Origin of the sequence: Mucilaginibacter tolerans (genome assembly GCF_030519375.1) — a bacterium.
Lineage (GTDB): Bacteria > Bacteroidota > Bacteroidia > Sphingobacteriales > Sphingobacteriaceae > Mucilaginibacter.
In genome coordinates, this window is the sequence record NZ_JAUMKB010000006.1 from 31,129 (window position 1) to 44,617 (window position 13,489).

The 13,489-nt window shown below is 42.4% G+C and carries 11 protein-coding genes; 5 read left to right on the forward strand and 6 right to left on the reverse strand.

Going from position 1 to position 13,489, the window contains the following annotated elements:
• Positions 1-141: 141 nt before the first annotated feature.
• From Q3A68_RS10085 to Q3A68_RS10100, 4 genes are all read right to left on the reverse strand, one after another.
• On the reverse strand, positions 142-1,077 hold the full coding sequence (locus Q3A68_RS10085; protein WP_302900954.1) for a hydrogen peroxide-inducible genes activator: 936 nt from the start codon (positions 1,075-1,077) through the stop codon (positions 142-144).
• 223 nt (positions 1,078-1,300) lie between these two features.
• The gene (gene glmS, locus Q3A68_RS10090) at positions 1,301-3,136 is read right to left on the reverse strand and encodes a glutamine--fructose-6-phosphate transaminase (isomerizing) (protein WP_302900955.1); all 1,836 of its coding nucleotides are present in this window, start codon (positions 3,134-3,136) and stop codon (positions 1,301-1,303) included.
• Positions 3,137-3,252: 116 nt separating this feature from the next.
• A complete protein-coding gene (locus Q3A68_RS10095) occupies positions 3,253-4,629 on the reverse strand; it encodes a DUF4270 family protein (protein ID WP_302900956.1) in 1,377 nt (458 codons plus the stop codon).
• 66 nt (positions 4,630-4,695) lie between these two features.
• On the reverse strand, positions 4,696-5,520 hold the full coding sequence (locus Q3A68_RS10100; RefSeq protein ID WP_302900957.1) for a glycogen/starch synthase: 825 nt from the start codon (positions 5,518-5,520) through the stop codon (positions 4,696-4,698).
• Between the two features lie 156 nt (positions 5,521-5,676).
• Between Q3A68_RS10100 and panC the strand changes: the two genes are divergently transcribed.
• Both panC and panD read left to right on the forward strand, forming a co-directional pair.
• Positions 5,677-6,516 carry a pantoate--beta-alanine ligase gene (gene panC, locus Q3A68_RS10105; RefSeq protein WP_302900958.1) on the forward strand — a complete coding sequence of 280 codons (840 nt, stop codon included), beginning with the start codon at positions 5,677-5,679 and terminating at the stop codon, positions 6,514-6,516.
• 102 nt (positions 6,517-6,618) lie between these two features.
• Entirely contained in the window at positions 6,619-6,969 is a 351-nt protein-coding gene (gene panD, locus Q3A68_RS10110; protein ID WP_302900959.1) for an aspartate 1-decarboxylase, read from the forward strand.
• A 5-nt stretch (positions 6,970-6,974) separates the two neighbouring features.
• On the opposite strand, the gene Q3A68_RS10115 is transcribed toward panD, so the two are convergent.
• Positions 6,975-7,505 (reverse strand): hypothetical protein, encoded by a 531-nt coding sequence (locus Q3A68_RS10115; RefSeq protein ID WP_302900960.1) that lies wholly within the window; start codon positions 7,503-7,505, stop codon positions 6,975-6,977.
• Between the two features lie 354 nt (positions 7,506-7,859).
• Here Q3A68_RS10115 and carB point away from each other — a divergent pair, with 354 nt between their 5' ends.
• Both carB and Q3A68_RS10125 read left to right on the forward strand, forming a co-directional pair.
• Complete coding sequence (gene carB, locus Q3A68_RS10120; protein WP_302900961.1) at positions 7,860-10,676, forward strand: carbamoyl-phosphate synthase large subunit; 2,817 nt, start codon at positions 7,860-7,862, stop codon at positions 10,674-10,676.
• 46 nt (positions 10,677-10,722) lie between these two features.
• Entirely contained in the window at positions 10,723-11,394 is a 672-nt protein-coding gene (locus Q3A68_RS10125; protein WP_302900962.1) for a hypothetical protein, read from the forward strand.
• A gap of 8 nt (positions 11,395-11,402) precedes the next feature.
• Here Q3A68_RS10125 and Q3A68_RS10130 read toward each other — a convergent pair whose 3' ends face one another.
• Positions 11,403-11,837 carry a DUF4920 domain-containing protein gene (locus tag Q3A68_RS10130; RefSeq protein WP_302900963.1) on the reverse strand — a complete coding sequence of 145 codons (435 nt, stop codon included), beginning with the start codon at positions 11,835-11,837 and terminating at the stop codon, positions 11,403-11,405.
• Between the two features lie 225 nt (positions 11,838-12,062).
• On the opposite strand from Q3A68_RS10130, the gene Q3A68_RS10135 reads away from it, so the two are divergent.
• The gene (locus Q3A68_RS10135) at positions 12,063-13,460 is read left to right on the forward strand and encodes an NHL repeat-containing protein (RefSeq protein WP_302900964.1); all 1,398 of its coding nucleotides are present in this window, start codon (positions 12,063-12,065) and stop codon (positions 13,458-13,460) included.
• The last annotated feature ends 29 nt before the right edge of the window (positions 13,461-13,489 follow it).

Genomic DNA, 13,489 nt, shown 5'->3' on the forward strand with positions numbered 1-13,489 from the left:
CAGGTTTTAATATTGCAAGTTATTTAGAATAATTCTAAATAATATTCTATAAAAGGGTGGCTTACAGGGTTGTTATTATGCGTAGAAAGAGAAATTAACCATTATACTAAATCCGAAATAGCAGATCTGACTTCTGGAGTCTTAGATTTCCATCACTTCTTTCTTCTTTTTGGTCTTCATTCGTTTGGGTACGAACTCCAGTATTTCATTCTTAAGTGCCTCGATCATCCGGCGTTTCAGGAAATTTTTTTGAATAACGATACTCACCTCACGTGCAGGTTCGGGCGATTTGAAGTAGCGCACTTTATCCAGTTGCTTATCGCTCAGCTCAGCCAAAGCCAGTTCAGGTAAGATGGTAGCGCCGTTGTTCTGATCCACCATTCGTTTCAAGGTCTCGACGCTGCCGGTATTATATTCAAAGTGAAGGAAGCCTTTGGTTGATTTGCGGCGTTGGCAAATGTTCAGTACTTGCTCGCGCATGCAATGACCCTCGTTCAACACCCATATCTCTTCCATGTCAATATCATCAGGGCTAATGTTTTTCTTTTTAGACAGTTTGCTATTTTTCGAGACATAAGCCACAAAATTCTCGTAGAAAACAGGGATCTCGGTCAAAGCAGCCTCACGCAGCGGCGTCGAAAGAATACCGCAATCAAGCGTGCCAAGCTTTAGCTGTTGGATGATTTCTTCTGTGGTTTCCTCCCACACAATCAGTTTTACCTGAGGGTATTTTTGAATAAAGCCGCTAATGATCTTGGGTAGAATATAAGGTGATACCGTTGGAATTATACCTACCTTCAGTTCTCCGGATAATTCCTTCTGCCTGTCAGTAATAATTTCCCTGATCTTTTCACTTTCAGCAAGCAACACTCTGGCCTGCTCAATAATCTCGGTTCCTATCTCAGTAGGGGTTACCGGCTGTTTACTACGGTCGAATATTTTTACACCAAGTGTATCTTCCAACTTTTGCACCTGCATGCTCAGTGTAGGCTGCGTAACAAAGCACTTTTCGGCAGCCACTACAAAACTCCGATAGGTATCAACTGCCACGATATATTCAAGCTGGGTAATAGTCATATAGGTAGTATTAAGCACCAAGAATCAAGAGTCAGGAACCAAGCGTTTTATTACTGGCTCGAGGCATATAGATCAAATCTATTCAAATATAACAAAATAATTGATTTTTTCTATTCCGTCAATTGTACGCTAGTAAAAAGGTCAATAGCGTTGAACTATTGACCTTTATTTTTTCTGAAATTCTTCCAAGTTTGCCACTTCCTACTCACTATTCACTGCCTCGCTATTCCACCGTTACCGATTTAGCCAGGTTTCTTGGCTGATCGACATTACAGCCGCGCATTACAGCAATATGGTAGGATATCAATTGTAGCGGAATAGTTGCGAGCAGCGGAACAAAAGCCTCATCTGTTTGTGGTATCTCGATCACGTAATCAGCCATTGCTTTTACGTCGGTATCGCCTTCTGTAACAATAGCAATTACTTTCCCTCCCCGCGCTTTCACTTCTTGTATGTTACTGATCACTTTTTCGTAGGATGAATGCTTTGTTGCTATAAACACCACCGGCATTTCTTCATCTATCAACGCAATTGGACCATGCTTCATTTCAGCGGCCGGATACCCTTCGGCATGGATATAAGAAATCTCTTTTAACTTTAATGCACCTTCCAGCGCTACTGGAAACGAACTTCCGCGACCCAGGAAAAGGCAGTTACGTGAATCCTTAAATTTAGCTGCAATTTCCTTTACGTGATCATTTGATTGCAGTGCTTTCTCAACCAATTCGGGTATTTCATTTAATTGGGTCAGCAGTTCAATCAGTTTGCTTTGCGTTATTGTTCCACGTTGTTGGGCAATATAGAAAGCGATCAGCGTAAGAACGGTTACCTGAGCAGTAAATGCTTTAGTTGAAGCCACGCCAATTTCTGGTCCGGCGTGAGTATACACACCTGCGTGGGTAATCCGCGGAATGGAGGCACCAACCACATTGCATACGCCAAAAATAGTTGCGCCCTTTTCCTTAGCCAATTCAATGGCCGCCATAGTATCGGCGGTCTCTCCTGATTGCGATATAGCAATCACCAGGTCCCTTTCGGTTATTATAGGGTTTCTGTATCTGAATTCCGACGCATACTCTACCTCAACCGGTACACGCGCATATTCTTCTATAAGGTATTCACCAACCAAACCGGCATGCCAAGATGTTCCGCAAGCTACTATCAAAATACGATCTACATTTTTCAGCTTGTCAGTATATTCTTTTATCCCCCCCAATTGAACTTTCCCGATTTTGGGGTAAATACGGCCCCTCATGCAATCCCTGATAGAACGCGGCTGCTCATATATCTCCTTCAGCATGAAGTGATCGTAGCCTCCTTTTTCGAGCATCTCCAGCTTCAGGTCAAGTTCATGGATGTACGGGGTTTGTACGGTATTGTCAATGTTCTTTATCAGCAGGTCATCCCGGCGTATATATGCTATCTCGTTATCATTAAGATAGATTACATTTTTTGTATATTCCACTATGGGGGTTGCATCCGACGCAACAAAATATTCCCCCTCTCCAACACCAATCACCAGGGGGCTACCTTTTCTTGCCGCTATCAATTGGTCGGGTTCATCTGAACTCATAATAACAATTGCGTAAGCACCTATTACCTTGTTCAGCGCTACACGTACAGCCTCGCGAATATCAAGGCCTGTTTCTTTTTGAATATCTTCAACCAAATGAATCAGCACCTCGGTATCTGTATCGCTCAGAAAAACATGACCTTTTGCTAACAAAGCTTCTTTGATCACCGCATAATTCTCGATAATTCCGTTATGTATGATAGTAAGCCTACGATCACCGGAAGAGTGCGGGTGAGAATTACGATCGCTGGGAGCACCATGTGTGGCCCAGCGTGTGTGGCCCATACCAATTGTGCCATGCAGATTAACTCCTTTGACAAATTCCTCAAGGTCGCTAACCTTGCCAGCCTTTTTATAAACTTTAATATCTTTATCAATTAGCGCGACACCTGCGCTATCGTATCCACGGTATTCTAAACGATGTAAACCCTTGATTACTATAGGATATGCATCTCTATAGCCAATATAACCAACAATACCACACATAAGTAGAAGTTTTTAAATTTAAAAAGAAACAAAAATAACCAGCTATTCGATATAATCAACACCGATCGTCATTATTAGTTGTAGTAAATAAAAAAAGGCCTCCGTGAGGCCTTTTTTTATTTGTTTACCTTGGTATATATGATATTCAACTTTATACGGGAGTCGTAAAGTGCGGAATTTTTCGCCTGAGTGCCTACTGCAATTAACCTGGCAGCTGTTTGTGTTGTGGGGGCGACATCGATAGATGATTTATTTATTGTATCAACAGGCGCCAAAAAAGTGCCGTAATCTTTTACCCGGCCATCAATCAGATCTTGTATATAACCTGTTATAACAAAATGGTATGCATTACCTTTACTTGTCTTAGCATAGTAACCGCCGAATACACCCGGTGAAATGTAACGGGGATCAGCCGTGCTTGCATCTTGTAATTCTATTATTTGCTTTGACAAATCATACCTATACATTGTTATTTTGGGCAACGGGTTTGCATAAATAGGCACAGGAAATTTCTCGCTGGGCGTAATAACCAATTCTGCTCTGTTCACAATAATTTTCCCCAGGGAGGCAGTAAGATTCTTAAGATAGGGAAACTTGATTCTGACTTTTGTCCCGGCCATACCTTGAAGGTATATGAGATTTCTTGAGCTGATGGTATCCGAAAACTCTGACCTAAGAGTCTGCGACGATGTGTTTTTTATCTGAGACGCATGTGTAGTTATCGGAAGTGTCACCATCGCAGTATCGATCGTTGTACCATTGGTTGTATGATAGTATACGTTTAGTGAGTCCGCTGAACCAAACATAATAGTGCCCCCGGCACCTGTTGATCCCGTTTTATCTAACGTGAGGTAAAGTCCCTTTACATTATTTAGAAATACTACATTAGAAGCCAGCTGTGCACTTGGCGCATTAAAGAGAATATTGTTAATAAAGTTATTATTGATACGTATCCTCAGCTCGGGCGGGACCTTTTTTACCGAATCCGGTTTTCCACGAATGATAGCAGCTATTTTGACGCTATCATGGGTAAGTGCAAGAAATGAATGAGTACCAAGAATACTACTACTTTGATAAGCAAAGGTGTTAGTGTTGTAATAAAACGCACCGCTTTTCAAACGGTTCGATAGTTGATATACATTTATTTTATACTTTGAAGTTACTGAATCTCCGTAAAAACCGTCAGCATATGGCATAACCAAAACTGCAGAATCAACTACAACAGAACCCGTCGGAAGTGAATAAGCTCCCTGGCCTGGCAAGTTTAAGGTTAGCGCCACATTAGATTCGACCGTGCCAAATACCGGATCATTAAAAAACCCGAATGGCATTTTGGTAATCCCGGACGTAACAATCGAATCCTGAGATAACGGGTTGCCTATATCGGGCAAGGTATTTACTACGATTGTACACGTATCGATCAGGGAACCATTTAGTTGTGTAGACGAATCCACTCCCAACCCAATCGTATCCTTGTTTTTGCAGCTATTCAAAATAAAAAGACTTATTAACAGGGTCAATAAGTCTAATCGGAAAAATTTCATATATGATCTCAAAACTTATGCAACATGTACCAATTCCTCATTGGTAATTTCGTCGTAAAAATTGTAATAATTTTCGAAATCAGAAGTGGAATTAAACTCTAAAACCGATTTATTGCTGTTTTTAACATTATTTAACACTTCATCGTCAATATTTTCGCTGCCCAAAACTATTCCGTCCGAATAGTGAATGGCGCCCGCATACAACGCTGAATTGGAACCTGGTTTATAAACGTCGGTGTGTTGTTCGGTCATATCGGCCATAACCGCCTTGTGTGTAAAATCAGGATTCAACTGACCATTAAAATCATTCTCATAAATAGAATAAACTATTTTCGAATTTTTAAAGGTCGGGTCGTCCTTGTAGGTAGTTTTTAAATAAGCCGGCACTAATGCGCTCATCCAGCCGTGGCAATGAATGATGTCAGGCGCCCAGCCCAATTTTTTTACTGTTTCTAATGCGCCCTTGCAAAAGAAAATAGTTCTCTCATCATTGTCAGCATAAAATTTCCCATCCTTATCAGCAAACACATGCTTACGCTGAAAATATTCTTCGTTATCTAAAAAATATACCTGCATACGCGCTGCCGGGATGGACGCAACTTTGATGATCAAAGGATTATCATTATCATTAATAATGATATTCATACCCGATAAACGTATCACCTCATGAAGCCTGTTCCTGCGCTCATTAATATTTCCGAAACGTGGCATCAGGATACGTATTTCGTAGCCTTTTTCCTGCATAGCCTGAGGCAGTTGACGCGTTATTTCGGAAATTTTAGAGAGTTCGAGGAAAGGTGACATTTCATGTGTAATGAACAGAAGCTTAGATTTACCCATCTCTAATCAGTATTAAAATTATGTAAAGAAGTCAAAAAATTTGAGTCTGCAAATATAAGCATTATCTTATGAATTATCAATCTATTATGCAAGTAAGTTTTGGTTATTTTTAATCAATTGCACAACTTTGCCCGTTTTTCACTAAATCCCCGCCAATTGAAGATTTTCACCACCAAGGAAAGCCTGACCAAATATTTGGAAGATTTGCGCAACAATGGCAAAAGCATAGGCTTTGTGCCAACTATGGGCGCTTTACACCAGGGACATTTGTCTCTGCTGGCTCAGTCACAGCAACAAACGGATCTATCTGTATGCAGCATTTTTGTGAACCCAACACAGTTTAATGATCCCAGGGACCTGGAGAAATATCCACGTCCCATTGAATCAGACATAAAAAAACTGGAACAGGCGGGGTGCGATGTTCTGTTCAATCCGGAAGTAAGTGAAATGTATGCCGGCAATGAGCAATGGCATTTGGATCTGGGCGAACTTGAACATTTGCTTGAAGGAAAATTCAGGCCGGGGCATTACCAGGGAGTAACGCAGGTGGTATTTAAACTCTTTAATATTGTAAAACCGGATATGGCATTTTTTGGCCAAAAGGATTATCAGCAGTTTATGGTAATACAAAAAATGGTCGATTTGCTGCATTTGCCGGTAAAACTGGTAATGTGTCCTATTTTGCGGGAAACGGATGGTCTGGCTATGAGCTCGAGGAATATTCATTTATCACCGGATGACCGACAGCATGCCCTTATATTATCAAAGACCCTTAACTGGCTGAAACAAAATTTTAATGCAGATGAGATAGCTTCACTATCAAAACATTGTGAGGATATGATCAAGGCTGAAGCCGACATACAACTGGAATATTTTGAAATTGCAAATGGCGAAACCTTGCATAATGCAGATCAGAAGAGCAAACAAATAGTAGCATTGGTTGCTGCTAAAGTAGGCAAGACCCGGTTGATAGATAATATGATTATTCGTTCATAGATCATCGGTAATAGTTCATAGCGATTAACTATCGGGAAACATTTTACATGGCTATGAACCATGAACTATCGACTATGATCTAAGAAACACTAACTTTGCACCATGATTATAGAGGTATTAAAATCCAAGCTTCACCGCTGTAAGGTAACACAGGCTGAACTGAATTACGTTGGCAGCATAACGATAGACGAGGATTTGATGGATGCAGCTAATATTATAGCTAACGAGAAGGTACAAATCGTAAATAATAATAACGGTGCCCGCTTTGAGACCTACGTAATAAAAGGCGAGCGCGGCACAGGTACAATATGTCTAAATGGCGCAACGGCACGCCTGGCCCAGGTTGGTGACATCGTGATTATTATGTCATACGCCTATATGGAAATGGATGAAGCGCGTAATTACAAGCCAATATTAGTATTCCCGGATGCGGATAATAAATTGATAAAATAAAATTTCTATTTGGGTGCCGGGTAAGCTGCAAGTCCCAATACCACATGTACACTTGCATCCGTTTTCGAGGCGTTGCGTACTTTATAAGTCATTCGTACCCGTATCTGCGGCTCGCGGACCAACTCATCAAGCATGTTTGAATTATCGATGTCCAGCACTACATCATTACCTACATTAGCGCCGATATCGCTGCGCGATGCTACCATAACCTCATCCTGACCTTCATGATTAGAAAGATATATTCTAACTTCAGACAGGTTGCCAAGATTGTAATCCGAAGGTTCAGTCGACATAAGCCTGGCTGAAACAATCCTCACCATTTTGATGCGGTCGGCGTTATTTTTCCCAAAGTTTTGATCAAAGCTCGTTGCCGTGCTGATTGCCGACCCTATGCTTCCCGGTTTTGATGATGCCGGTACCACAAGTGTGGAAGTGTATGGGAAAGACGATTTAACGGCAGACTGGAACATAGCGCAGCCGCTAAGGGCAATAAATACCCCTGCGAAAATCAGCAGTCGTTTATTCGTAAAATACATGGCGTTGGTTTATGTAAAGCAATTTAATAAATTTTATTGTTAGTTGTCACTATTTATATCCATTACAACGCAACCATATTAAAGTTTTTCGATATCAAAAGCTGCCAAATATTTACAATGAAAAAATGCTTTAAAGCCATCTAAATATTGCGTTTTGACCCCGTCCACAAGGCTTAGATACTATTTTAAAATAATCAAAAAAAAATCCTTTTCAAACTCTATCTTTGCATCCCGACACTGAGGTCGGGATTTCCACTTTCAGTGCATAGTTTTCAAGTCCTTAGCCGACAGATTTAGCCGTTTAAAGGGTGCGGTCAAGACGTGGGACTCAACATTTAAGATTCAAAAAAGACTATGCCCAAAAATACTTCCATCAAATCCGTTCTAATTATTGGTTCAGGCCCTATTATTATTGGCCAGGCGTGTGAATTTGATTACTCTGGTTCGCAGGCTGCCCTGTCTTTAAAAGAAGAAGGGATCACCGTTTCAATTATCAACAGCAATCCGGCTACCATCATGACGGATAAAGTGATCGCAGATCATGTTTATCTGTGGCCCTTGGATTGTGACAGTATAGAGAAAATACTTCAGGAGCAGAATATTGATGCTGTGTTGCCTACAATGGGCGGCCAAACTGCGCTGAACCTGTGCAAGGAGGCTGAAGAACGCGGAATTTGGGAGAAATACAATGTGCGCGTAATAGGTGTAGATACTGCTGCTATTGAAAAGACCGAGAACCGCGAGGCTTTCCGCCAGTTGATGGTGGATATTGGTGTTGACGTGGCAAAATCAAAGATCGCTAATTCTTTCCTTGAAGGAAAAGAGGCTGCGCAAGACATCGGTTTCCCGTTGGTTATCCGCCCCAGCTACACCTTAGGCGGTAAAGGTGCTGGCTTTGTACATAAAAAAGAAGATTTTGACCAGGCATTAAGCCGCGGTTTGCAAGCCTCGCCAACACATGAGGTTTTGGTAGAGCAGGCTGTATTTGGTTGGAAGGAATATGAGCTGGAGTTGCTGCGCGACAACCGGGACAATGTGATCATCATTTGCTCGATAGAGAATTTCGATCCGATGGGTATCCATACCGGCGACTCGATCACCGTAGCGCCGATGATGACGCTGAGTGACCGTTGCTACCAGGAAATGCGTAACCAGGCCATTAAGATGATGCGCGCCATAGGCAACTTTGCCGGCGGTTGTAATGTGCAGTTTGCGGTAAACCCGGCGGACGAACAGATCATCGCAATTGAGATTAACCCTCGCGTATCGCGTTCATCAGCACTGGCATCCAAAGCAACCGGGTATCCAATCGCAAAAATAGCCGCCAAACTGGCTATAGGATATAATCTTGACGAAATAGAAAACCAGATCACCAAAACCACCTCGGCTTATTTTGAGCCAACGCTGGATTACGTGATCGTAAAAGTACCGCGCTGGAACTTTGATAAGTTCAAGGGCGCAAATAAACAGCTCGGCCTGCAGATGAAATCAGTAGGCGAGGTGATGGCCATTGGCCGCAGCTTTATTGAGGCTTTGCAGAAGGCCTGCCAGAGCCTGGAAATTGGCCGCGCCGGCTTAGGTGCCGACGGCCGCCAGAGCCGCAACCTCGACGAGATCATGAACAGCCTGGAAAACCCAAGCTGGGACAGGTTGTTCCACATTTACGATGCGTTAAGCCTGGGCGTTCCGATCGAATCAGTAAGAAAAGCTACAAAAATTGATCGCTGGTTCCTTAATCAAATACAGGAAATAGTGAATCTGGAAACAGAGCTGCGTCGTTACTCGTTAAATAACATTCCCGAAGAGTTCCTTTACACTCTCAAACAAAAAGGGTTCTCGGATGTGCAGATTGCACACGTGCTGGGTAATGTGAGTGAGGAAGATGTATATCAGCGTCGTCAGCGCCTGGGCATTCGCCGGGTATACAAGATGGTGGACACTTGTGCAGCTGAGTTCCCTGCTAAAACGCCTTACTATTACTCTACTTACGAAGGAGAGAACGAATCAAAAGTATCGGACAAGAAAAAGATTATTGTATTAGGCTCTGGCCCTAATCGTATCGGACAAGGCATTGAGTTCGACTATAGCTGTGTTCACGGCTTATTGGCCGCAAAAGAAGCCGGATACGAAGCGATTATGATCAATTGCAATCCGGAAACAGTATCCACTGACTTCAACATGGCCGATAAGCTTTACTTCGAGCCGGTATTCTGGGAGCATGTTCGCGAAATCATAGACCTGGAACAACCCGAAGGGGTTATCGTTCAGTTAGGCGGTCAAACCGCCTTGAAGATGGCTGAAAAACTGAATGAACATGGTATCAGGATCATCGGAACCTCTTTCGATGACATGGACATCGCTGAAGACCGTGGCCGTTTCTCAGATCTGCTGAAAGATTTAGATATTCCATATCCAAAATATGGCGTAGCTGAAAATGCGGAAGAAGCTATTGAAGTAGCACATAAGGTAGGTTATCCGGTACTTGTTCGTCCAAGTTATGTATTAGGTGGACAAGGCATGAGTATCGTAATCAATGATGAGGACCTGGAAAAAGCAGTAGTGAGCCTGTTGCGTAACCTTCCAGGTAACAGGGTGTTGATCGACCACTTCCTCGACCGCGCTGAAGAAGCCGAGTCAGATTCAATCCATGATGGTGAAGATGTTCATATCATTGGCTTGATGGAACACATCGAACCTGCAGGTATCCACTCAGGGGATTCAAGCGCTGTATTGCCACCATTCAACCTATCGGCGAACGTGATCAAACAGATGGAAGATCATACCATAAAGATTGCCAGAGCCCTGAACGTGCGTGGTTTGCTGAATATCCAGTTCGCAATCAAAGACGAAAAGGTATATGTCATCGAAGCTAACCCGCGTGCGTCACGTACAGTTCCGTTCATTGCTAAAGCTTATGACGTACCTTACATCAACATCGCGGCCAAAGTGATGCTGGGTGTAAATAAACTGAAAGACTTTAAAATCGAGCGCAAGTTATCAGGATATGCCATCAAAGAACCGGTGTTCTCATTCGATAAATTCCCTGAAGTAAACAAGGAGCTTGGCCCGGAAATGAAATCAACAGGCGAAGCTATCCGCTTTATACCAAACCTGGAAGATCCATACTTCAGGCACCTGTATAAAGAGAAATCAATGTATTTGAGCAAGTAAATTCGGAATTGGCATAGAAAGTGCCTTATTACAGGCACAAAGCGACATGGATAAGGAATTTATTAATTTCAGAAACGTTGATTTATCGGATATATGCGACGTTTTAACAAAAATTGAAAAATCTTTCAATATCAAACTAGATAACCAGGGCCTGGAAAAAGCAAATACTTTTAAGGGTCTGTGTGAATTGGTTATCAGCAAAATTGACCTTGAGCATGAAGAAACCTGCACCACGCAGCACGCTTTTTACATGTTGCGTAACGCTATCGCCAATGCGAGTGGCATTAACAAATACGATATTTCAACCCATACTAAGCTTTGTAAGCTATTTCCAAAAGAAGGTCGTTTAGAGGCAATTTCAAAGGTTGAAGATGAACTTGGGTTCAGAATCAACTTGCTTAAACCCAGGCAATGGGTCGTAACTATTTTTTCACTTACGCTTATCGCATCCGGTATCGTTTGTTTCTTTAATTTATTTGCCGGTCTGGCAGGGCTTTTGTCATCGGCTATCGCCCTAAAACTAGCGGGGAAATTTGGGAAAGAAATGCATCTGAAAACTGTTGGCGATCTGGCCTGCAAAATTTCGCGTGAAAGTTATTTAAAAGTACGCCGTAACAATACTATAAATAAAACGGAGGTGGAACAAAAACTACGTGAGTTGTTTGTGAACGATTTGGAATTGGAACCTGTCACGTTAACCCGCAGAACGAGCTTCTGATCTTACACCTACTCCACCATTAAGCCGGTCACTTCGATGCTCAGTTTGTTGGTGGTTTTATCACTGGCTTGTTTCTCTCCGGCAAGAGGCTGTTGACTGGTCAATGCTGATTGCCTTTGCACAATGCCTTCAACAACAACAGTACACCCCTTAAGGCCAGCTGGTATTTCTACATCATATTTTGCAAAGTGTGCAGCTATGGTTTTCCCGTTGCCCGCATCAATCGTAAACCATCCTCCTTTTTCCTTTACCACATTGAGTACTTTTCCTTTTATGGTCGTTTCTTTGCGTGACCTCTCTCCGAGATAAGATTCGAGCTTATCGGCATCTACAATGGCAGCGCCCGGCTTGTTTCCATATACTTTTCCATGCAAAGGTTTATCCTGTGCAGACAGCGAAAAAGAAAATAAAAATAGCAACAGTAATAAATAGATCGTTTTCATCGTAATGGCTATTATATCTGTAACAACCTTTTTTTTGTAATGGTTTTACCCATGCCTGGTTTGTTAATATTTGTTAAATCCGTTTAGAAAGTAACTTTTTTGAATTACTATTGAAATCTGTTAGACATTAGGCTGATTTAAACTAAGTTTGCAGAAAATATAAAATCGGAATCCATGGATAGTGAAGGAGGTTTCGGTTGCATTAAAAAAAACAAAAATTATTAAATGAAAACACCCCTACTTGCTGTAATTCTTTTTCTATCTGTTGCTGTTTTAAATACGGGATGTAAAAAAACCCACACCGACACCAATAATTCAGCTCCCACGGTTACAACCAATGATGTAATATTGGATGTGACCTCTACTACAGCGCAAAGCGGAGGCACTATTACTTCTATCGGCACATCAGTTATTACAGAAAATGGCGTATGCTACAGCACATCGAACCAAACCCCCACTATAAGCGATACGAAGAAAGCTTCAGCTCTTATTTCCACTTCATATTCGTTTACAAATGATTTAACTGGTTTAACGCCAAACACAACATACTATTTGAGAGCCTATGCAACCAATCAATATGGAACGAGTTACGGAAGTGTAGTGACATTTACAACGAGCTCAACTTTGTCATCAGTAAATGGTTCAGTTACTACGTTTGCAGGAAGCACCAATGGTGGTTATGGTGATGGCCTGGGAACAGCCGCACTTTTCAGTAATCCTGCGGGTATAGCTTCTGATGCAAGTGGCAATCTTTATATATCGGATTCATTTAACAACAGGATTCGCAAAATAGCTCCCGATGGCACGGTAACTACTGTTGCAGGTAACGGCAACGCAGGATATAATACCACAGACACGCCGGCAGCGGATGCAGAGTTCTATGGCCCACAAGGTTTAGCTGTGGATGCGCAGGGAAATATTTTCGTAGCAGACTTTGGTAACAATGTTATCAGGGAAATCACTACCGCAGGTGTCGTAAAAACTGTTGCGGGTAGCGGAATTGCTGGCTATGCCGACGGTGCCGCCCTTACAGCTGCTAAATTCAGAAGTCCGGTGGCTGTTGCCGTTGATCAGAGCGGAAACCTATTTGTGGCCGACCGTGATAACAATATGATACGCAAAATCACTTCAGCGGGAGTGGTTAGCACGATTGCCGGCACCAAAACGCCGGGGTACGTAAATGGCACGGTAAATACAACAAACGGAACTTATGCATCATTCAGAGATCCAAGCGGATTAGTAGTAGATGCCCAGGGTAATATTTATGTTGCCGATTTGGGCAACAGCGCAATCAGAAAAATCACTCCGGCAGCGGTAGTTACTACCATAGCTGGCGGCCCGGGCCAAGCCAGCCTGGTAGGTAGTCCTACAGGAATATCGATGGATTCGCAAGGTAATTTCTTTATCACAGACGAGTCGGGCAGAATCATCGAACTGACCTCAGCTAAGGTTCTTTACGACCTGGCGGGTTCAGCAAATGTGACAGGCTTCGCAGATGGATCTGGCACAGCAGCCAAGTTTAACACGCCGCTAGGTATTTGTGTTACTCCGGCGGGCGGTATCTTTGTAGCTGACTTTAATAATAACAGCATAAGAAAGGTAGTTGTTGTTAGTACCAACTGATTGTAAAATCAAATAACTAACAAAAATCC

Coding starts and splice junctions, on each gene's coding strand:
- Q3A68_RS10085 (WP_302900954.1), bottom strand. CDS start 1,077: ATGACTATTACCCAGCTTGAATATATCGTGGCAGTTGATACCTATCGG.
- glmS (WP_302900955.1), bottom strand. CDS start 3,136: ATGTGTGGTATTGTTGGTTATATTGGCTATAGAGATGCATATCCTATA.
- Q3A68_RS10100 (WP_302900957.1), bottom strand. CDS start 5,520: ATGGGTAAATCTAAGCTTCTGTTCATTACACATGAAATGTCACCTTTC.
- panD (WP_302900959.1), top strand. CDS start 6,619: ATGATTATAGAGGTATTAAAATCCAAGCTTCACCGCTGTAAGGTAACA.
- Q3A68_RS10115 (WP_302900960.1), bottom strand. CDS start 7,505: ATGTATTTTACGAATAAACGACTGCTGATTTTCGCAGGGGTATTTATT.
- carB (WP_302900961.1), top strand. CDS start 7,860: ATGCCCAAAAATACTTCCATCAAATCCGTTCTAATTATTGGTTCAGGC.
- Q3A68_RS10125 (WP_302900962.1), top strand. CDS start 10,723: ATGGATAAGGAATTTATTAATTTCAGAAACGTTGATTTATCGGATATA.
- Q3A68_RS10130 (WP_302900963.1), bottom strand. CDS start 11,837: ATGAAAACGATCTATTTATTACTGTTGCTATTTTTATTTTCTTTTTCG.
- Q3A68_RS10135 (WP_302900964.1), top strand. CDS start 12,063: ATGAAAACACCCCTACTTGCTGTAATTCTTTTTCTATCTGTTGCTGTT.